At 73.8% G+C, this 19,933-nt stretch carries 17 protein-coding genes and 2 tRNA genes; 7 read left to right on the top strand and 12 right to left on the bottom strand.

Going from position 1 to position 19,933, the window contains the following annotated elements; genetic code table 11:
• Nucleotides 1-336: 336 nt before the first annotated feature.
• Genes ABZ457_RS19015 through pgsA form a run of 3 tightly spaced genes read right to left on the bottom strand, consistent with a single transcriptional unit; the run spans nucleotide 337 to nucleotide 3,079 of the window.
• Entirely contained in the window at nucleotides 337-1,500 is a 1,164-nt protein-coding gene (locus ABZ457_RS19015; protein WP_359158725.1) for a glycosyltransferase family 4 protein, read from the bottom strand.
• Nucleotides 1,497-2,393 (bottom strand): phosphatidylinositol mannoside acyltransferase, encoded by an 897-nt coding sequence (locus ABZ457_RS19010; RefSeq protein ID WP_359158724.1) that lies wholly within the window; start codon nucleotides 2,391-2,393, stop codon nucleotides 1,497-1,499. The genes ABZ457_RS19015 and ABZ457_RS19010 overlap by 4 nt, the downstream gene beginning before the upstream one ends.
• The gene (gene pgsA, locus ABZ457_RS19005; RefSeq protein WP_359158723.1) at nucleotides 2,393-3,079 is read right to left on the bottom strand and encodes a phosphatidylinositol phosphate synthase; all 687 of its coding nucleotides are present in this window, start codon (nucleotides 3,077-3,079) and stop codon (nucleotides 2,393-2,395) included. Before pgsA ends, ABZ457_RS19010 begins: the two co-directional genes overlap by 1 nt.
• Nucleotides 3,080-3,354: 275 nt before the next feature.
• Between pgsA and ABZ457_RS19000 the strand changes: the two genes are divergently transcribed.
• A complete protein-coding gene (locus tag ABZ457_RS19000; protein ID WP_359158722.1) occupies nucleotides 3,355-5,565 on the top strand; it encodes an elongation factor G-like protein EF-G2 in 2,211 nt (736 codons plus the stop codon).
• A gap of 154 nt (nucleotides 5,566-5,719) precedes the next feature.
• Entirely contained in the window at nucleotides 5,720-7,384 is a 1,665-nt protein-coding gene (locus tag ABZ457_RS18995) for a hypothetical protein (protein ID WP_359158721.1), read from the top strand.
• Between the two features lie 43 nt (nucleotides 7,385-7,427).
• On the opposite strand, the gene ABZ457_RS18990 is transcribed toward ABZ457_RS18995, so the two are convergent.
• The 4 genes from ABZ457_RS18990 to ABZ457_RS18975 form a co-directional block, all read right to left on the bottom strand.
• A complete protein-coding gene (locus tag ABZ457_RS18990; RefSeq protein WP_359158720.1) occupies nucleotides 7,428-7,985 on the bottom strand; it encodes an HIT domain-containing protein in 558 nt (185 codons plus the stop codon).
• Nucleotides 7,986-8,053: 68 nt separating this feature from the next.
• On the bottom strand, nucleotides 8,054-10,030 hold the full coding sequence (thrS, locus tag ABZ457_RS18985; protein WP_359158719.1) for a threonine--tRNA ligase: 1,977 nt from the start codon (nucleotides 10,028-10,030) through the stop codon (nucleotides 8,054-8,056).
• Nucleotides 10,031-10,120: 90 nt separating this feature from the next.
• Nucleotides 10,121-11,512: a hypothetical protein gene (locus ABZ457_RS18980; RefSeq protein WP_359158718.1), complete on the bottom strand. Its 1,392-nt coding sequence runs from the start codon at nucleotides 11,510-11,512 to the stop codon at nucleotides 10,121-10,123.
• The gene (locus ABZ457_RS18975) at nucleotides 11,512-12,105 is read right to left on the bottom strand and encodes a DUF4365 domain-containing protein (protein WP_018848897.1); all 594 of its coding nucleotides are present in this window, start codon (nucleotides 12,103-12,105) and stop codon (nucleotides 11,512-11,514) included. The genes ABZ457_RS18980 and ABZ457_RS18975 overlap by 1 nt, the downstream gene beginning before the upstream one ends.
• A gap of 120 nt (nucleotides 12,106-12,225) precedes the next feature.
• Here ABZ457_RS18975 and ABZ457_RS18970 point away from each other — a divergent pair, with 120 nt between their 5' ends.
• Entirely contained in the window at nucleotides 12,226-12,951 is a 726-nt protein-coding gene (locus tag ABZ457_RS18970) for a 3'-5' exonuclease (protein WP_359158717.1), read from the top strand.
• 64 nt (nucleotides 12,952-13,015) lie between these two features.
• Here ABZ457_RS18970 and ABZ457_RS18965 read toward each other — a convergent pair.
• Together ABZ457_RS18965 and ABZ457_RS18960 are read right to left on the bottom strand one after the other, a co-directional pair.
• Nucleotides 13,016-13,090 (bottom strand) — tRNA-Val (locus ABZ457_RS18965).
• 39 nt (nucleotides 13,091-13,129) lie between these two features.
• Complete coding sequence (locus ABZ457_RS18960; protein ID WP_359158716.1) at nucleotides 13,130-13,576, bottom strand: SRPBCC family protein; 447 nt, start codon at nucleotides 13,574-13,576, stop codon at nucleotides 13,130-13,132.
• A 113-nt stretch (nucleotides 13,577-13,689) separates the two neighbouring features.
• Between ABZ457_RS18960 and ABZ457_RS18955 the strand changes: the two genes are divergently transcribed.
• Nucleotides 13,690-16,554: a hypothetical protein gene (locus tag ABZ457_RS18955; RefSeq protein ID WP_359158715.1), complete on the top strand. Its 2,865-nt coding sequence runs from the start codon at nucleotides 13,690-13,692 to the stop codon at nucleotides 16,552-16,554.
• Between the two features lie 71 nt (nucleotides 16,555-16,625).
• Here the strand turns inward: ABZ457_RS18955 and ABZ457_RS18950 are convergent.
• Together ABZ457_RS18950 and ABZ457_RS18945 are read right to left on the bottom strand one after the other, a co-directional pair.
• Nucleotides 16,626-16,697, bottom strand: a tRNA-Val gene (locus ABZ457_RS18950).
• Nucleotides 16,698-16,762: 65 nt separating this feature from the next.
• The gene (locus tag ABZ457_RS18945) at nucleotides 16,763-17,260 is read right to left on the bottom strand and encodes a TIGR02611 family protein (RefSeq protein WP_359158714.1); all 498 of its coding nucleotides are present in this window, start codon (nucleotides 17,258-17,260) and stop codon (nucleotides 16,763-16,765) included.
• Nucleotides 17,261-17,450: 190 nt separating this feature from the next.
• Between ABZ457_RS18945 and ABZ457_RS18940 the strand changes: the two genes are divergently transcribed.
• Both ABZ457_RS18940 and ABZ457_RS18935 read left to right on the top strand, forming a co-directional pair.
• On the top strand, nucleotides 17,451-17,864 hold the full coding sequence (locus ABZ457_RS18940; RefSeq protein ID WP_003959770.1) for an SsgA family sporulation/cell division regulator: 414 nt from the start codon (nucleotides 17,451-17,453) through the stop codon (nucleotides 17,862-17,864).
• 192 nt (nucleotides 17,865-18,056) lie between these two features.
• On the top strand, nucleotides 18,057-18,617 hold the full coding sequence (locus tag ABZ457_RS18935) for a CGNR zinc finger domain-containing protein (protein ID WP_359158713.1): 561 nt from the start codon (nucleotides 18,057-18,059) through the stop codon (nucleotides 18,615-18,617).
• A gap of 29 nt (nucleotides 18,618-18,646) precedes the next feature.
• Here the strand turns inward: ABZ457_RS18935 and ABZ457_RS18930 are convergent, their stop codons facing one another.
• The gene (locus tag ABZ457_RS18930; RefSeq protein WP_018848903.1) at nucleotides 18,647-18,799 is read right to left on the bottom strand and encodes a hypothetical protein; all 153 of its coding nucleotides are present in this window, start codon (nucleotides 18,797-18,799) and stop codon (nucleotides 18,647-18,649) included.
• A gap of 247 nt (nucleotides 18,800-19,046) precedes the next feature.
• Between ABZ457_RS18930 and ABZ457_RS18925 the strand changes: the two genes are divergently transcribed.
• The gene (locus ABZ457_RS18925) at nucleotides 19,047-19,913 is read left to right on the top strand and encodes an arylamine N-acetyltransferase (protein WP_359158712.1); all 867 of its coding nucleotides are present in this window, start codon (nucleotides 19,047-19,049) and stop codon (nucleotides 19,911-19,913) included.
• The last annotated feature ends 20 nt before the right edge of the window (nucleotides 19,914-19,933 follow it).

Below are 19,933 nucleotides of genomic sequence, written 5' to 3'. Positions count from 1 at the left end.
GATCAGGGTGCTCACGGGCGGCAGGTTACCTCTCGGGGTGGGGGGCGTTTTACCTCTCGGGGTGGGGGCGTTGCTTGTGCGGGGCCCGGTCCGGGACGCTGGTCCCGTGGCCCCTCCGGGGCTCATGCACGGGACGCGCGGCCTGCGTCGCCCACCTTCCGGGCCACGCCGCACGTCCCGTACACGACCCCTGCACGGCCCCGGCCTCCCCACCATGGCTGAGCTGCGTTGCTACGCCCGGGCCGGTGGGCGGGGGCTTCGCCGTTGTCACGCGCGGGGCGCTGTCGCCCTGGCTGGGCTGCGTTGCTGTGGGGGACGCCCGCGGAGGTGGTGGCGTCAGTCGCGGGCCGCCAGGCCGAAGCGGGCGCGGAGGCCGGTGCGTTCGTCGGCGGCGACGGAGGCCGCGCCGTCCGTGACGGTCTCGTAGACCGCGAGGATGTCCGCGCCGACCGTGGACCAGTCGAAGCGCCGGACGTGCGCGCTCCCCCGGGTGCGCAGTTCCTCCCGCCGGGCCGGGTCGCGCAGCAGCCGGACCGCGGCGTCCGCGAGGGCCCCGGCGTCCTCGTTGGCGAACAGCTCACCCGCTGCGCCCTGGTCCAGGACCTGGGCGAAGGCGTCCAGGTCGGAGGCGAGGACGGGCGCGCCCGCGGACATCGCCTCGACCAGGATGATGCCGAAGCTCTCGCCCCCGGTGTTCGGCGCCACGTACACGTCCACGCTGCGCAGCAGCCGCGCCTTGTCCTCGTCGCTGACCATGCCCAGGAACTCCACCCGGGAGCGCATCTCGGCGGGCAGGGAGGCGACCGCCTCCTCCTCGTCGCCGCGCCCGGCGACCAGCAGCCGGGTGTCCGGGCACTCCGCCAGGATCGCGGGCAGGGCCTTCATCAGGACGGGCAGGCCCTTGCGCGGCTCGTCGATGCGGCCGATGAACCCCAGGGTGTTGCCCTGCCAGGCGCTCTTGGGCTCGGCCTTCTCGAAGAAGCCCACGTCCACGCCGTTGGGGATGACCACCGCGTCCCCGCCCAGGTGCTCCACCAGGGTCCGCCGGGCGTACTCGCTCACCGCGATCCGGGCGCTGATCTTCTCCAGGGCCGGCTGGAGGATCGGATAGGCCGCGATCATCGCCCGGGAGCGCGGGTTGGAGGTGTGGAAGGTGGCCACGATCGGGCCCTGCGCCGCCCAGCAGGACAGCAGCCCCAGGGAGGGCGAGGCCGGCTCGTGGATGTGGATGACGTCGAAGGTGCCGTCGTGCAGCCAGCGGCGGACCCGCGCGGCGGAGAGGAAGCCGAAGTTCAGCCGGGCGACCGAGCCGTTGTACGGGACGGGCACGGCGCGGCCCGCGGAGACCACGTACGGCGGCAGCGGGGTATCGTCGTCGGAGGGCGCGAGCACCGAGACCTCGTGGCCCAGCCGGATCAGGTGGTCGGCGAGGTCGCGGATGTGGAACTGGACGCCGCCCGGCACGTCCCACGCGTACGGGCAGACGATGCCGATCTTCACGCGGGGCGCTCCTCCAGGTCTGCCAGCCAGAGCCGTTGCAGCATGTGCCAGTCCTCCGGGTGCTCGGCGATGCCCCCGGCGAACGCGTCCGCGAGGGCCTGTGTCATCTGGGACGTCTTCTCGGCCCGGGTACCCGACTCGGGGACCTCGATCGCCGGGTGGACACGGCCCCGCATCACGGGCGTCTCGTCGTACCAGAGGGTGACGGGCAGCAGCAGCGCGCCGGTCTGCTGGGCGAGTAGCGCGGGGCCCGCGGGCATCCGGGCGGTGGCCCCGAAGAACTCGACCTCGGTGCCGGAGGCGGACAGGTCGCGGTCGGCGACCAGGCAGACCAGCCCGCCGTCCCGCAGCCGCCGGGCGAGGGTGCCGAACGCGGTCCCGCCGGTGTGCGGCAGCACCTCCATGCCCAGGCTTTCCCGGTAGGCCACGAACCGGTCGTACAGGCTCTCCGGCTTGAGGCGCTCGGCGACGGTGGTGAAGGGGACGCCGAGGGCGCGGGTCACCCAGATCCCGGCGACGTCCCAGTTGGCCAGGTGCGGCAGGGCCAGGATCACGCCCTTGCCCCGGTCCAGGCCCTCGGTGAGGTGGTGGACGTCCTTGGGGTCGAAGCTGCTGCGGGCGCGCTCCTGGTCCCAGGTGGGCAGCCGGAAGGACTCCATCCAGTAGCGCATGTAGGAGCGCATCCCGGCCTTGGACAGCTCGGCCAGGCGCTCGGGCGTCGCGTCCGGGACCACCCGGGCGAGGTTGGACTCCAGCCGCAGCACCCCCTTGCCGCGCCGCTTCCAGACGGTGTCCGCGATGGTCCGGCCGAGACGGACGGCGGCCGGCTCGGGGAGCTTCTTCACGGCGCTCCAGCCGAGACCGTAGAGGGAGTCGGTGAGACGGTCGCGCATCACGAGGCATCGGCTCCGTTCCGGGGAGCCGCGGCGTTGCCGTCCTGCGCGGCCGCCTCCTCCGCCTCGGCGGACTCGCGCCGCACGGTCACCACCCGCTGGGCCAGGGTCACCAGGCTGCCGACGGCGACGATCCACAGCGCGATCGGCAGCAGCACGTCGATCCCGGGGACGCCGAAGCCGTGCAGCCCGGCCAGACCCGCCGCGACCAGGGAGATCACCAGGCGCTCGGCCCGCTCGACCAGACCGTTCACGGCCACCGGCAGACCGATCGACTCGCCGCGCGCCTTGGTGTACGAGACCACCTGGCCGCTGGCCAGACAGAAGATCGCCACCGCGCACATCATGTTGTTGTCGCCCGCGCCCGCGTACCAGAGCGCGAAGCCGCCGAAGATCGCGCCGTCGGCGACCCGGTCCAGGGTGGAGTCCAGGAAGGCGCCCCAGCGGCTGGAGGTCCCCGCCTGGCGGGCCATGTTCCCGTCGACCAGGTCCGAGAAGACGAACAGCGTGATGACGATCGTGCCCCAGAAGAACTCGCCCCGGGGGAAGAAGACCAGCGCACCCGCCATCACGCCGGCCGTGCCGACGAGGGTCACCGCGTCGGGGCTGACTCCCCGGCGGAGCAGGAACGCGGCGAACGGTGTGAGAACACGCGTGAAGAAGGCACGCGCGTACTTGTTCAGCATGGTCTTCCCGAGGTCCGGTGTCCCGCGTGGCCCCAACGGCCACCGGGTGGCCCATCGTAGTCACGCCCCGCGCGCCGCAGTGGCGGGACCCGGGCGGCGCATCCGTCCCACCCGGCGCAGGGGGCGCCGCGGCGCCGGGCCGTCCGACGTATGGACGCGCCGCGGGGACGGTGGAAAGCTCGAAGGACCACCACCGCGGGCGCCCGGCCGGAGCCCCGGACCCCGCGCCCGCGGCCCCCTCCACCTCTCCGTGCACCGGATCGGGAGGCACGATCATGGGCGACACCTCACGCGGACACCCCGGAGCCGCCGGCAGAGCGGTAACGGCCGACCACCCCGCAGCGGTACGGAATGTGGTGCTGGTCGGCCACAGCGGATCGGGCAAGACCACCCTCGTCGAGGCCCTGGCCCTCACCGCGGGAGCGGTGACCCGGGCCGGCCGGGTCGAGGACGGCGGCACCCTCTCCGACCACGACGAGATCGAACACCGCCGCCGGCGTTCCGTACAGCTCTCCCTCGTCCCCCTCGCCTGGGACGACTGCAAGATCAACCTCCTGGACACCCCCGGATACGCCGACTTCGTCGGTGAGCTCAGGGCCGGTCTGCGCGCGGCGGACGCGGCCCTCTTCGTGGTCTCCGCCGCCCAGGAGGCGGACGCCGTCGCCGGGGCGACCCGCGCCGTGTGGGACGAGTGCGCCGCCGTCGGCATGCCGCGCGCGATCGTGGTCACCCATCTGGACACCGCCCGCACCGGCTTCGACGAACTCACCGCGGTCTGCGCCCGGATCTTCGGCGGCGACGACCCGGACGCGGTCCTGCCGCTCTATCTCCCCCAGTACGGACCGGAGCACGCCGACGGCCACCGCCCGGTCACCGGCCTGGTCGGGCTGCTGACCCGGAAGATCTTCGACTACACCACGGGCGAACGCCGCGAGGACCCGCCCGACGAGGACCAGTCCGCCCTGATCCAGGACGCCCGGAACCGGCTCATCGAGGGGATCATCGCGGAGAGCGAGGACGAGACCCTGATGGACCGCTACCTCGGCGGCGAGGAGATCGACCTCAAGACCCTGATCGGCGACCTGGAGAAGGCGGTCGCCCGCGGCACCTTCCACCCCGTCCTCGCCGCCGCGCCCGCCGCCGACGGCGCCCGCCAGGGCCTCGGCACCGTCGAACTCCTCGACCTGATCACCCGCGGCTTCCCCACCCCGCTGGAACGCCCCTGCCCCGAGGTCACCGCACCCGACGGCAGCCCCCGCCCCGCGCTCACCTGCGACCCCGACGGGCCGCTCGCCGCCGAGGTCGTCAAGACCGCCTCCGACCCCTATGTCGGCCGGATCTCCCTGGTCCGCGTCTTCTCCGGCACCCTGCGCCCCGACGAGACCGTGCACGTCTCCGGCCACGGCCTCACCGACCGGGGCCACGAGGACCACGACGTCGACGAACGCGTCGGCGCGCTGACCTCCCCCTTCGGCAAGCAGCAGCTCCCCCTCCCGCACGCCGTCGCCGGCGACCTCGCCTGCGTCGCCAAGCTCTCCCGGGCCGAGACCGGCGACACCCTGTCCGCCAAGGACGACCCGCTGCTCATGGAGCCGTGGACCATGCCCGACCCGCTGCTCCCCCTGGCGATCGAGGCGCACAGCAAGACCGACGAGGACCGGCTCTCCCAGGGCCTGGCCCGGCTGGCCGCCGAGGACCCGACCCTGCGCGTCGAACAGAACCCCGACACCCACCAGGTCGTCCTGTGGTGCATGGGCGAGGCCCACGCCGAGGTCGTCCTGGAGCACCTCAGCGGCCGCTACGGGGTCCGGGTCGACGTGGTGCCGCACCGGGTGGGGCTGCGCGAGACCTTCGGCACGGGCGCGGCCGGCCGGGGCCGCCATGTGAAGCAGTCCGGCGGGCACGGCCAGTACGCGATCTGCGAACTCGACGTGGAACCCCTGCCCACCGGCTCCGGCCTCGAATTCGTCGACAAGGTCGTCGGCGGGGCGGTACCGCGGCAGTTCATCGCCTCCGTCGAGAAGGGCGTCCGCGCCCAGGCGGCCCGCGGCGTCTCGGCTGGCTGCCCCCTCGTCGACGTCCGGGTCACCCTCCGCGACGGCAAGGCCCACTCGGTCGACTCCTCGGACGCCGCCTTCCAGACCGCCGGCGCGCTCGCCCTGCGGGAGGCCGCGGCCGGGGCCCGGATCGAACTGCTGGAGCCGGTCGCCGAGGTGCGCGTCCTGGTCCCCGACGACTATGTGGGCGCGGTGATGAGCGACCTCTCGGGCCGCCGCGGCCGGGTCGTCGGCACCGAACAGGCGGGCGACGCGGGCACCTTGGTACGGGCCGAGGTACCGGAACTGGAGATCGGCAGGTACGCCGTCGACCTGCGCTCCCTCTCCCACGGAACGGGCCGCTTCAGCCGCTCCTACGCCCGCCACGAACCCATGCCGCCGCAGGTCGCGGACCGGATGCGCGCCGAGGCGGGCACGGGCGCACGCTGAGCCCGCCGTGCCCCGCCGGCGCACCCGTCCGGCGGGGCGCGGCGCGATGTGCCCTGCCGCAGGCCCCCCTCCGCCGATACCCTGAGGTGCCCAGCTCACCAGGTGTGCGGGGCGCGGCAGTTGGGAACAGGCCGCAGTGCACGGGTACGCGGCGATGGGGGCGGCAGTGGCAGACGGATTCGATTTCACACCCGGGGCCCAGGTCCCGCTCATGGGGTCGGCCGGACAGACCGCGGCGACCCATGCCCTCGCCTCGGCCGCCTACCGGGACAGCCCGGTGGACGAGATCCTCAAGGCCAACAGCGAGTGGCACAAGTCCGAGGTGAAGAAGGGCAAGTTCTCCCTCTTCGAGCCCAACCTCGGCGAGGCGTTCTCCCGGGCCGTGCAGGTGCGGATGCTGGGTGGCGCGCGCGGCTCGCTGATCCAGTCCTTCGGCTCCGACCCGCAGAGCGTGGTCGAGCACTGCCTGGCCGCCACCCGCATCCGCCGTGAGCGGGACGGCCGGCTGACCGCCGTGATGGCCCTGTGCGGACTCCTCTTCCTGCCCGGCCTGCTGCTCTGGATCGGTGTGTTCCAGTTGCGGCGCACCCTCGCCGGCGGCCAGAACAAGCGGGCGGGCGCGGTCGGCACCGCCCTGCTGGTGGGCCTGGGCGCGCTCGCCGTGATCATGCTGTGGCGGCTGCCGTTCTCCGGCTTCTGGGGCTACTACCTGCGGGGCATGATCGTCGCGCCCGTGATCGGCTGGGTGCTGGCGAAGCGGATCTGCGAGGCGAGCGCCAAGGACCTGCGGGAACGCTGGGAGAGCCTGCTCTCCGGGGGTGGCATCGGCGCCAAGGTGCCCGACGCGGTCCCCGGCAACCCCAACGACGCGGCCCGCGAACAGCTCCGCCAGGGCCTCCAGAAGCTCACCGCCGAACAGCACTCCAACGTCGTCTTCTACGCGGGCCCCAAGGGGATACTCGGCATGGGCACCCGCTGGGGGAGCTGGCAGATGGCCGAGGAACTGGTCTCCGCCGACCCGTCCAAGGAGATCAACCAGTTCCGGAGCTGGGACGTCATCCGGGCCATCCACGACAAGCTCAAGCTCCTGGAGCGCGGCCCGCTGAACTCCGGCGGCTTCCCGCCGCCCTCGGTCAAGCACTGGATCGTCTCCCCCGTCGGCGAGAACGCGGCCGCCGTCACCCGCCCGGACGGGCAGGACGTGGAGGCGTTCCAGGTCCGCGGCCACGAGATACAGCGGATCTGCAACCACCAGCAGTTCGGCGGCGGCGACCGCCACTACCTCGGCGTGCAGTTCACCCTCTGGGACGGCCAGTTGGTGATCACCATGCTGATCACGGTGACCGTCCTCCACGAGACCCTGCGCGTCGAGGTCACCGGCCACGCCCTGGGCCCGGTCCACTCCCTCTTCACCACCAAGCCCGCCCCGAAGACGGTCACGGTGAGCAAGACGGTCCGCTTCTGGGAGACCACGGAACGGTCCCTGCCGCTGGTCGACACCCCGGAGGTGGTCCGCCTCGCGGTGCGCGCCCCGTTCACCTGGTACCCGCCGCTGCTGGACTTCCTCGGCGGCAAGCTGGTGCTCCCCGAGCCCTTCGGGCTGCGGCACGCCTGGGCGGAGAAGCCGTGGCGCCACCGCTTCATGGCGGACGACGCCCTGCGGGCGGCCACCCCGGTCCTGCGGGTGGCCCACGCGGCGGCCCTGAAGGTCCTCCAGGAGAACGGCGTGGACACCTCGCGCTTCGACAGCCGCTCCCTCACGGTCAGCGGCGCGGTGCAGGAGGCGTCCCCGGGCAAGGCGGACGTGTACGACGCGTGAGGTGGGCGGTGCGACGCGCTGCACCGCGTCGCACCGGGGCCGGTCAGACCGGCCAGGCGGCGGCGAGCATCGCCCGGGTGTCCCCCAGGAGCTGCGGCAGCACCTTCGTCGCGCCGATCACCGGCATGAAGTTGGTGTCACCACCCCAGCGCGGCACGATGTGCTGGTGCAGATGGGCGGCGATCCCGGCGCCGGCCGCCGCCCCCTGGTTGAGGCCGATGTTGAAGCCGTGCGCGCCGGACGCGGTCCGCAGCGCGGTCATCGCCTGCTTGGTCAGCACGGCCAGTTCGGCGGTCTCCGCCTCGTCCAGCTCGGTGTAGTCGGCGACATGGCGGTAGGGCACCACCATCAGATGCCCGCCGTTGTAGGGGTAGAGGTTGAGCACGGCGTAGACGCGCTCACCACGGGCCACGATCAGACCGTCCTCGTCGGACTTCTCCGGGATCGAGCAGAACGGGCAGCCGTCCCCGGCCCCCGGGCCGGTGGGCTTGTTCTCGCCCTGGATGTACGCCATGCGGTGAGGCGTCCACAGGCGCTGGAACGCGTCAGGCGTCCCGACCCCGATCTGCTGCTCCGGCTCAGTCGTCATGCGGGCCAGCATATTCGGCGCGAGGACGTGCCGAGGGGCGGCCCCGGACAGGGGCCGCCCCTCGGTACGGACGGGTCGGATCAGACCTGGACGCGGCGCTCCACCACGTCGGCCAGCTTGGCGAGGGCGTCCTCGCGCGGGATGCCGTTCTCCTGGGAGCCGTCGCGGTAGCGGAAGGAGACCGTGCCCGCGTTCATGTCCTCGTCGCCGACGATGACCATGAAGGGGACCTTCTGCTTCTGCTGGTTCCTGATCTTCTTCTGCATCCGGTCCGAGGAGGAGTCCACCTCCACCCGCAGGCCCTTCTTCCTCGCGTCCGCCGCGAACGCCTGGAGGTACTCCACGTGCGCGTCGCCGATCGGGATGCCGACCGCCTGGACCGGGGCCAGCCACGGCGGCATCGCGCCCGCGTAGTGCTCCAGCAGGACCGCGAAGAAGCGCTCGATCGAGCCGAAGAGCGCACGGTGGATCATGACCGGACGCTGCTTGGTGCCGTCCGGGCCGGTGTACTCCAGGCCGAAACGCTCGGGGAGGTTGAAGTCCAGCTGCACGGTCGACATCTGCCAGGTCCGGCCGATCGCGTCCCGCGCCTGCACGGAGATCTTCGGGCCGTAGAACGCGGCGCCGCCCGGGTCGGCGACGAGCTCCAGGCCCTGCTTCTCGGCGACCTGGCGCAGCGTCTCGGTGGCCTCCTCCCAGACCTCGTCCGACCCGACGAACTTCTCGGGGTCCTTGGTGGACAGCTCCAGGTAGAAGTCGTTGAGCCCGTAGTCGCGCAGCAGGTTGAGGACGAAGGTGAGGGTGCGGTCCAGCTCCTCCGCCATCTGCTCCTTGGTGCAGTAGATGTGCGCGTCGTCCTGGGTGAAGCCCCGGGCGCGGGTCAGGCCGTGCACCACGCCGGACTTCTCGTACCGGTACACCGTGCCGAACTCGAAGAGCCGCAGCGGCAGTTCACGGTAGGAGCGGCCGCGCGCGTCGAAGATCAGGTTGTGCATCGGGCAGTTCATGGGCTTGAGGTAGTAGTCCACGCCCTCGTCGAGCTGCATGGGCGGGTACATGCCCTCGGCGTACCAGTCGAGGTGCCCGGAGACCTCGAAGAGCTTCCCCTTGGTGGCGTGCGGGGTGTAGACGAACTCGTACCCCTCCTCCTCGTGCCGGCGGCGCGAGTAGTCCTCCATGACCCGGCGGATGATGCCGCCCTTGGGGTGGAAGACGGCGAGGCCGGAGCCGATCTCCTCGGGGATGGAGAAGAGGTCCAGCTCGTTGCCGAGCTTGCGGTGGTCGCGCTTCTCCGCCTCGGCGAGGAAGTCGAGGTACGCCTTCAGCTCGTCCTTGGACGGCCAGGCGGTCCCGTAGATCCGCTGGAGCATCGGGTTCTTCTCGCTGCCGCGCCAGTACGCGGCGGCGTTGCGCATCAGCTTGAACGCCGGGATGTTGCGGGTGCTGGGCAGGTGGGGGCCCCGGCAGAGGTCCTTCCAGCACAGCTCGCCGGTCTTGGCGTCGAGGTTGTCGTAGATGGTCAGCTCGCCCGCGCCGACCTCGACGTCCGCGCCGTCGTCGGAGGAGGCCGAGCCCTTGAGCCCGATCAGCTCCAGCTTGTACGGCTCGTCCGCCAGCTCCTCGCGCGCGGCCTCGTCGGTGACGACCCGGCGGGAGAAGCGCTGGCCGCGCTTCTGGATCTCCTGCATCTTCTTCTCGACGGCCTTGAGGTCCTCCGGGGTGAAGGGCCGCTCGACGTCGAAGTCGTAGTAGAAGCCGTCCTTGACCGGCGGGCCGATGCCGAGCTTGGCCTCCGGGAACAGCTCCTGCACGGCCTGGGCCATGACGTGCGCGGTGGAGTGGCGCAGGATGTTCAGGCCGTCCTCGGAGGTGATCTCGACGGGCTCGACCTGCTCGCCGTCGCGCACCTCGTAGGTGAGGTCCTTCAGCTCGCCCGCGATCCGGGCGGCGACGATGCTGCGCTCGCCCGCGAAGAGCTCGGCGGCCGTAGTGCCCGTCGTCACCACGCGTTCTTCCCGCTCCGAATCGCGTTGGATGATCACACGGACGTCTGACACCGGTCTCTCCTGACTGAAGGCTGGTGCGCGGCCGGGTACGGCTCGCGCACCTGGAATCGTACCGAGCCGGTGGGGGCGCCCGCGAAACGGTTACGCGCCCGCGCCCGGTCCGTGGTGATCGCGCTCCGCGTCGTCCGGGTCGTGGTCCGGGTCGCCCGCGTCGCCGGGGCCGCCCGGTCCGCCCACGTCGTTCGCGTCGCCCCCGGAGTGCGGGTCGTGGTCGGGGTCCTCGTCGTAGGGGTCGGGGTCCGGGTGTTCGCGCAGGGCCTTCATCAGCCGGTCCCGTTCGGCCTCGTCCACGCGGACGGCGGTGACCCGGCCGGGGTCGGCCAGCCGCCGGAAGCCGCCGCTGCTCTCCAGCCGCCCGGCGATCCGGACGGGCAGCCCGGCGAGGTGGGCCCGTCCGGCGGCGCGGTAGGCGTCGTCGTCGAGGACCACCCGCACATGGGAGACCTCCGCCCCGGCGAGCACCCGCAGCCGCACGGTCCCGGGCCCGCGCGGGTCGGGGCGGCGCAGCCGGACGACGGTGCCGGTGAGCCGGACGGGGACGGACGGTTCCTCCTGGAGGTAGCGCGCCGAGGCCGCGCGCAGGGTGGCCAGATCCCCGGCGGAGAACTCGACGGGTTCCATCCGGGCCGCGCACCCCTGGGGCACCCCGGCCCCGGGCGACCAGTCCACGGCGATCCGCGCGCCCTCCGTGCCGCGCACCAGCGCGATCACGGCCTCGGTCAGCTCCCTGCTGACCCCGGCCCGGACGGCGGCGTCGAAGGCTTCCATCCCGCCGGCCGCCCGCCGGTAGTCGACGGCCTCGCGGGCGGCCTGGAGGGCGTGGCAGAGGCGGACGGCGACGGCCCGGCCGGAGCGCACGGGCACGAAGGCGGTGAGGGCGCGTCCGCCGGTGGCGGGGCCGACGAGGACGCCGGACAGGGTTGCCAGAGCCGCCCGGCGGTGGCGTGCGCCGTGGTAGCCGGCCGGTCCGCGGGCGGCGAGGGCACCGGCCATGAGCATCTGCCGTACCGCTGTGCGCAGTTGCTCCTCGGCGGTCCAGGAGACGGTGCCGGAGGGGCCCTCGGGGATGTCCCGCCACCAGCGGATCTCGTCGCTGGGGACGGCGAGGGAGACGAGGACCTCCCGGGCGGAGGGGGCCCCGCAGCGGGCGAGGGCGGTGAGGGCCTCGCCGATGAGGTCCTCGCAGTCGGGGAAGGCGCGGTCCTCGGGGACCAGGAGGCTGGTGCCGTTCGCGGCCAGGCCGGGCGGGGTCCAGCGGCTGTAGCGGCCGGGGGCGCCGCCGCGCCGCCGCCAGCCGTGCCGGTCGAGGAGGGCGCCGAGGACGGCGGGGTCGATCTGGGCGGGGTCGGGTGCGGTGCGGTCGCCCCAGGGGCCGGGAGCGCCGGCGGGGTGCGGACGGCCGGGCGCGGGTGCGGGGACAGGAGGGCGACCGGGGACGGGAGGGCGGTGGTGCTCGTCGAAGGGCCGGTGCATCAGGGTCTCCCTCCCGCGCCGACGCGCGTCATGATCTCGCAGAGCGCCCGGTCGTCGAAGATCCGCGAGGTGGGGACGCGCACGGTGGTCCGGCGCGCGCCGGTGACGGGATGCCCGGCGAGGTTGGTCCAGTAGCAGCAGTGGCGCAGATCGAGCCGGTCGTGTCCGGCGCGCAGCCACTCCTCCCGGGTCCTCGGCACGATCATCACGACGAGGATCTTGTGGACGGAGACCGGGGTGCGGGCCAGTTTCACCAGGTGGTCGTTGTCCAGCGTGAAGGAGAACGCGGGTCCGGGCGGGTGGGGCGGCAGCTGGTAGGTGGCCTTGAGCTGGACCTTGATGGTGACCTCGTCGTCGACGAGGTGGGCGGCGGAGCCGTGGCTGACGTGCCAGTCGATGCCGTTGTCCGGGAACGGCTGGGAGAGGGAGCAGCCGGCCGCGGCGGCGACGGCGTGCAGATAGCCCACCTGAAGGGTCTCCATACAGGCGGTGGTGGCGAGTGCTCCGCGCAGGGGCGCGGCGGCCCGCTGCGGCTGGGGGCGCCTCCCGCCCGCGGGTGCCGGCCCTCCCGGCTCGGGCTGGGCGAGCGCCATGTCGATGTCCTTCCCCGTCACCTGTGTTGTCACCGCCCGGCGTGAGGCGCAAACAGTCCGGGTATCACCGCTTCGGGCAGGTTCGCTCCCATCTGCCAAGCGTGTGCGAGGAGTTCGGGGATGACGCACTGGTTCGACGGCCCACTGGCCGCATTTGACACGGAGACAACCGGAGTGGACGTCGAGGAGGACCGGATCGTGTCGGCCGCCGTCGTCGTCCAGGACACACCCGGCGGACGGCCGCGCATCACACGGTGGCTGGTCAACCCGGGGGTGCCGGTGCCCGCCGCCGCGACGGAGGTGCACGGGCTGACGGAGGATCACCTTCAGCGCAACGGCCGCTGGCCGTCGCCGGTGATGGAGGAGATAGTCAAGGCGCTCGCGGACCAGTGCGCGGCCTCGCGTCCGCTGGTGGTGATGAACGCGCCGTTCGATCTGACCATCCTGGACCGGGAGTTGCGCCGGCACCGGGCGTCCTCACTGGCCCGCTATCTGGACCACGCCCCGCTGTGCGTGCTGGATCCCCGGGTGCTGGACAAGCATCTGGACCGCTACCGCAAGGGCCGCCGCACACTGACCGACCTGTGCGCGCAGTACGAGGTGGTGCTGGACGGGGCCCATGACGCGGCGGCGGACGCGCTGGCGGCGATGGAGGTCGTCCGGGCGGTCGGGCGGCGCTTCTCGGCCCGGCTGGAGCGGCTGTCGACGGCGGAGCTGCACACCCTCCAGGCGGTGTGGCACGCGGCCCAGGCGCGGGGCCTGCAGGCGTGGTTCGCGCGCAGCGGGACGCCGGAGCCGGTGGACACGGCGTGGCCGCTGCGCCCGGAGCTGCCGGCCGCGGCGTGAGCGCTGCCGCGCGGGTCCGGGAACGTGCGAGAGGCCGGTCCGTGGGACGGACCGGCCTCTCGGCTGGTGGGCGATACTGGGATCGAACCAGTGACCTCTTCGGTGTGAACGAAGCGCTCTCCCGCTGAGCTAATCGCCCGGGAACGCACCGAACCATACAGGGCTCCGAGCCCTTCGTTCAAACCGCTTCGAGCCAGGCGGCGAGTCCGCGCCGCCCGCTGCGCATCATCAGGGCGTGGTTGGCCCGGAACAGCGGCCGGCAGGGCAGGGCGAGCCGTCTCATCAGCGGTTTGCGGACGACGACCTCCTGTTCGTACAGGGCCCGGGTGCCGTCGCCGTGCGAGGTCAGGGTCCAGCGGGACCAGCCCTCCAGGTCGCCCTCCATGGCGATCTCCAGCACCCCCGCCCCGGGGTCGCGGCGCCGGGCGCGGGCGGTGACGTACAGGTCGTAGGGCAGCAGGGAGCGGAAGCGGGCGGTGCCGGACTCGGCGTCGGCGGGGGTGACTTCGCGGACCTCGGGCCACCAGCGGGGGTACTCCTCGGGCCGTTCCAGCACCCGGTAGACCGCGGGCGGCGGGGCGGGCAGGTCCCAGACGCTGCGGAAGCGGTAGCGGCACCAGTCCATGTCCCCAGTGTGCGGGTGCGGGGGCCGGTGTGCGGCGCCCCGGCCCGTACTCATACGGGAAGTGAGTACCCCACCCCATGACCGCACGGGTGTGCGGGTCCACACTTCGGCGCATGGGACACGCACCACCACCCGCCGAGGAACTGTCGGCGATCGACGGCGAACTGCGCCGACTGGACGCACGCCGGGCGCAGTTGCTCGCCCGCCGTGCCTGGCTGCTGGCCGCGATGGGCCAGGCGGCCGCCGTGCGCCCGGCGGCCCGCGGACCGTACGGTCCGCCCCGCGCGTCCGCTCCGCCGCGGGGCCTGTGGGCGCCGCAGGGCACTCCGGCGGCGGCCCGGCCGGCTTCGGGCCCGGGTGCCCAGAATGTGCTGCTGACCCTGGGCGGGGTGCTGCTCGCGGTCGCGGCCATCGCGTTCACGCTGGTCAGTTGGGGCCACCTGGGGATCGGTGGGCGCGCGGCGGTGCTCGGCACGGTGACGCTGGCCGCGTTCGCCGCCCCGGCCGTGCTGCTGCGCCGGGGTCTGACGTCGACGGCGGAGGCCGTGGGCGTCCTGGCCCTGGTGCTGTCGCTGCTCGACGCGTACGCCCTGCACCGGGTGGCCTTCGCGGACGCGGACGGTCTCGCGTACACGGCGTGGGCGTGCGCGGTGCTGGCGGCGCTGTGGACGGCGCAGGGGCTGGCGTTCCCCCGGCTGCGCACGCCGCTGCCGGCGGCGGTGGTCGTCGGGCAGTTCGCGCTGCCGCTGTGGGCGCTGTCGGACGCGGTGGCGGGCCCGCCGGTGGAGTGGGCGCTGCTGGCGACGGCCGCGCTCGACGTGGCGGTGGTGCTGTGGGCGCGGCCGGTGGTGGTGCGCGGGTTCGCGGGTACGGCGGCCGCGGTGTGGGGCGTGCTGGTCCTGCTGATCGGGGGCGCGCGTTCGGTGGCGGCGGACGCTCCGGTCGAGGCGTTGGAGCCGGGCGCGCTGCTGCTGGGCGCGGCGGGCCTGGCGCTGTTCACGGCATGGCGGGTGCGGGCGGCCGCGGTCGCCCTGTCGACGACCGCGGGGCTGGCCGTGGTCGCGGCGGTCGGCGGGTTCGCGGGCGCGGGTCTGCCGGACGGCTGGCCGGTGGTCGTGTACCTGCTCTGCGGCTCGGCGCTGCTCGCGGCGGCGCGGCCCGTCCTGCCGCGCGGGGTACTGCGCGGCCTGGGCCTCGCCTCGGCCACGGTCCACGCGGCGGCGGCCCTGACCGCCCTCCCCCTGACCCTCCTCGCCCTGGTGGGCCCGGCCTCCCGCCTCGCCTCCGTCTGGCAGGGCGCGCCGAGCGACGCCCGCGCGGCCTCGGCCCTCGGCATCCCCCTCACCTCGGCGTCCACCGCGTCGGTCCTGGTGGTCCTGCTCCTGCTGACGGCGACCTGCGCTCTGCTCGCCCTCCGCCCGTCGACGCTCCCGGCGTGGGGCGCCGCCCCGGCAGCAGGCGCGCCGGGTGCGCCCCACACCGCGGGCGCCCCGCCCCAGGGCTCGCCGGGAGCGGCCCACCCGGCGACCGGCGCCGTCCCGCGCACGCCCCCGGTGGGCCCGGCGGCGGCCGCCGGCACCTCGGCGCAGCCGGGCGGCGCGCCTGGCGCCACCCCGGTGCCGCCGCACGTCGGCGCCGGCCCCGCCTCCGCGCACCCCGCGGCAGAGGCGGCCGATGCCTCGACGACCGGTACGCCCCCCGTGGGCCCGGGAGCCCCGGTCGGGCCCGACCCGACGTCGGCCGGCGGCGCCGGGCCCGCCTCCGCGCACCCCGGCGGCGCGCCCGCCGCGCCCCCCGTCCCGCCCGCGCCGGAGCGTCGCCCCTCGTTCCAGAGCGCCGCGGCCGCCGGGGCCATCGGGCTCGGGTGGGCGGCCGCGCTGGTCGTGCCGCTGGCCGCGGGGCTCGGGTACGGCACCGCCGTGGTGTGGCAGCTCCTCGTCGCGCTGGCCGCGACCGCGTGGGGCCTGGGCCGGGCCGGGGTCGCCCGGGCGGCGAACCCGTTCGGGGCGACGGCTCCCACCGTCACCGCGCTGGTGTGCGGGCTGACGACCTGCCTGAGCGCCGCCCTGCTGGCGCTCGGCACACGTCCCGCGACCTTCGCCGTCCTCGGCACTCTGGTCGCGGCGCTGGCCGCCGGTGCCGTCCACGCGTCGGGCCCCGCGCGCTCCTCCGTGGCGGCCGGTGCGGCCGTCCTGGCGGCGACCGGCCTGGCGGGAGCGGTCGCGGGAGCGGCAGGGCTCTCCGCGACGGGCACCGCGCTCGTCCTGCTCGCCGTCCCGGCTCTGGCCGCCCTCGTCGGCGCCCGGCTGGGCCGGAACCCGGTGGCCCTCACCGTCGAGGGCACCTCGGCGGTCGCCGCCGTCCTCGCGGTCGGACTGGCCGCGAGCGACGGCCCCGCCCCGCTGGCCCTGGTCCTGGCGCTGTGCGGGGTGATCGCGGCGGGCACGGCCGTCCGCCCGGAGCGCCGCCCGGTCGCCGGGTGGACCGCCGCCGCGCTGTTCCTGGCGGCGACCTGGTTCCGGCTGTACGCCTCCGAGGTGACCGCGCCCGAGGCGTACACCCTGCCCGTGACCGTGCCCGCCCTGGTCGTGGGGTACCTGCGGATGCGCCGCGACCCGGGGGCGTCCTCGTGGACCGCGTGCGGCCCGGGGCTGCTGGTCACGGCGGTGCCGAGCCTGCTGCGGGTGTGGGGCGACGAGGGCTGGCAGCGCCCGCTGCTGCTGGGCCTCGCGGCCCTGGCCGTCACTCTGGCCGGTGCGCGGCTGCGGCTGCGGGCCCCGCTGCTGGTGGGCGGCACGGTGCTGGCCCTGGTCGCGGTGCACGAGCTGGCCCCGTACGTGGTCCAGGTGGTCGGTGCCCTCCCCCGCTGGCTGCCGCCGGCCCTGGCCGGTCTGCTGCTGCTCGCGGTAGGCGCGACCTACGAGCGGCGCCTGCGGGACGCCCGCCGGCTGCGGCGGACCCTCGCCGGCATGCGCTAGCCGGACCGCCCCGGGCGACCGGGGAACGCCGAGGGCCCCGAGGACGATGTCCTCGGGGCCCTCGGTCCGGGTGGGCGATACTGGGTTCGAACCAGTGACCTCTTCGGTGTGAACGAAGCGCTCTCCCACTGAGCTAATCGCCCGGGCGCACCGCAAACATTACCGCATGTCAGCGGGTGCCCAGGACCACTCGGCGATCAGCGGCCGGTCACTCGTCGATCTTCCACGGCAGGGCCAGTCCGAACTTCCAGAGGTACAGCGCGCACAGGGCTCCGGCGATCACCAGGCCGATGCTCGTGAGGATGATGTTGCGGCGGCGGACCTTGGGATCGAGGGCGCGCTGGGCGGCCTCCGTGACCTTGCGCTTGGTCCAGCGCAGCACGAGCTGGGCCCAGACGAACTCGGTCGCCCAGATCGCCATGCCCGCGAAGATCACCACCCAGCCGGGACCGGGCAGCACCAGCATGGCCGCGCCCGCGGCGACGACCGCGAGGCCGACCACGAAGACGCCGACCTGCCAGCTGATGTGCAGGGTTCTGGACCGCTTGATGAAGTGAGGCGCCCGCGAACCGAGCGGCCTCTCGGTCTCCGTCTCCCCCGCCGGGTCCGCCGGCCGCGCCGGTCCCGTCGTCACGTCCCCCGTCACGGTGCCGGTGGCCGTCGTCCCCGCGACGGCCCCGCCCCGCTCGTTACTCTCCGCATGCATGACCCCCAACCTACCGGATTCGTCCGGATCACCGGTATGGCCGAATAACACCAGGTGATACACCGCCGTACGGGCGACTTGAAGGATCACAAAACGGTCAGAGGGGTTTACAACGGCACCGTAGGTGGCATGTCGATTTCGCCGACGTGCGAATCCCCGAGCGCACACTGAGCGAAAGGCCCTGGCGCTTATGAACACCACGGTCAGCTGCGAGCTGCACCTGCGCCTCGTTGTATCGAGCGAGTCCTCACTGCCTGTACCCGCGGGCCTGCGGTATGACACGGCCGATCCCTATGCCGTGCACGCCACCTTCCACACCGGAGCCGAAGAGACGGTCGAATGGGTCTTCGCCCGCGACCTTCTCGCCGAGGGGCTGCACCGGCCCACCGGCACCGGCGACGTCCGCGTCTGGCCGTCCCGCAGCCACGGTCAGGGCGTCGTCTGCATCGCCCTCAGCTCCCCGGAAGGCGAAGCCCTGCTGGAGGCCCCGGCGCGGGCCCTGGAATCCTTCCTCAAGCGGACGGACGCCGCGGTGCCGCCCGGCACCGAACACCGGCACTTCGACCTCGACACCGAGCTCTCGCACATCCTGGCCGAAAGCTGAGCCAGGCGCTGGGCCGCACGGCGCCGTCCGTCTCGGGGAGACGGCGCCGCGCGGAAAGTCCCCTGTAGGACGCGGCGGGCGCCGCCGTCACGGAATCCACCGTGACGGCGGCGCTGCTGCGTCCGGGGCACGAACCGCTAGAGTCGGCGCAATTCGGCGGGCACCGGCCCGCGGCAGGCCAGGGAGCGAATCGTGCTGATTCCCCACGACACCCGTATCGCCCTCGACACCGTCGTCGATCTGGTGAACACCGCACCCGAGGACGGCCGGGAGGACGGACTCCCGGACATCAAGGCGCTCGACGAGTTCGTCCGCAGCCACCACGTCAGCGACGTGAACGAGCTCGGACAGCGGGACCTGAAGGCGATCCAGCAGGTCCGCGCCCGGTTCGCCGAGGTCTTCGCCGCGCCCGACAGCCGCACCGCCGCCCGGCTGATCAACCAGCTCGTCGCCGCCGCCGGTACGACACCGCAGCTCACCGACCACGACGGCTACGACTGGCACGTCCACTACTTCGCCCCGGGCGCCTCCGTCGCCGACCATCTCGCGGCGGACTGCGGGATGGCCCTGGCGTTCATCGTCGTGGCGGGCGAGCAGGAGCGGCTGCGGCGCTGCGAGGCGCCGGACTGCGGGCGGGCCTTCGTCGACCTGTCACGGAACCGCTCGCGGCGCTACTGCGACAGCCGGACCTGCGGCAACCGCCTCCATGTCGCGGCCTACCGGGCACGGCGCAAGGAGGCCGCGGCGGGCTGAGCCGGCCGGGGCCGATCCAGCACAGGGGCTCAGAGCAGCAGCAGGTCGTGCACGGCGGCCATCAGCAGCAGAACGCCGATCACCGTCAGGAAGATCATCAGAGGCGGCTGGGAGAGCGCGAACAGGCATCCGCGGGGCTCCGGGGTCGGTGCGGGGGGCTGCCCCCGTGAGGTATCGAGCATCTCAAGGGGATGATGGCGCAGCCGGAGGCGGCGAAATCCCCCAAAACGCCCTCACGGCGGGGCGGTTCACCACTTTCCGCATCGCGAACGGTCGGCGTTCGAGCGCGTGCCCACGATGTGGACCCGAACCGGCCCCGAAGGGCGCGGCGGACCGGGATCCAAGACCGTCGGCGGAGGTCCACAGGACGAGACCGACCCCGACCGGGGACGGGTGCCGGCGTCCGGGCGGACGCCTAGCGTGGCTGCCATGCCCGCCAACGCAGAGACCACCGCAGAGACCACCGCCGAAGCCACCGCCGGATTCGATCTCGGCCACTACCTCGCCCGCATCGGCTGGACCGCCCCGCCCCGGCCGGACGCCGCGACCCTGCGCGGCCTCAACCGCGCCCACCTCCACGCCGTGCCCTTCGAGAACCTCGACGCCCTCGGCGGCGCCGCGCCCTCGCTGGCGCTGCCGGACCTGGTGGCCAAGCTGCTGGACAGCCGTCGCGGCGGCTACTGCTACGAGCACAACACCCTCTACGCGGCCGCCCTGGAGACGATCGGCTTCCGGGTGACCCGCCTGGTGGCCCGGGTGGTCGTGGGCGCCGAGACCCTGGAGAGCAGGCCGCGTACCCATATGGCGCTGCTGGTCCGGGTGCCAGGGGAGGAGCACCCGTATCTGGCCGACGTCGGCTTCGGGGCGGCCGGCTCGCTGCTGGAGGCGGTGCCGCTGGTCCCGGGCACCGAGTTCGCCTCGGGGCGGCGGCGCCACCGGCTGGTGCACGCCCCGCACGACGGGCCGCTGGCGCTGTGGGTGCTCCAGCACCGGGACGCCGGCGCGGAGACCTGGGAGAACCAGTACGCCTTCACCGTGGAGCCCTTCGAGCGGCCCGACTACGAGATGATCAACTGGCATGTGGCCACCAACCCCCGGTCCCCGTTCAGCCACCGCCTGTATCTCCAGCGCACGGCCGAGGAGATGCACCGGGTGCTCGACGGGCGGTGGCTGACCGAGACCCACGCGGACGGCCGGGTGGTGGTGCGGGAACTGTCCACCGAGGAGGAGGCCCGGCGGGTGGTGGCCGAGGGGTTCGGGATCGACGCGCCCGAGGGCCTGAAGCTCCTGCCGTAGACGACCCCCGGGGCGGGCGG

Source organism: Streptomyces sp. NPDC005805 (genome assembly GCF_040630445.1).
Classification (GTDB): domain Bacteria; phylum Actinomycetota; class Actinomycetes; order Streptomycetales; family Streptomycetaceae; genus Streptomyces.
The sequence above is the reverse complement of the archived record's forward strand: the minus strand, read 5'-3'. Positions and strand labels throughout refer to the sequence as shown.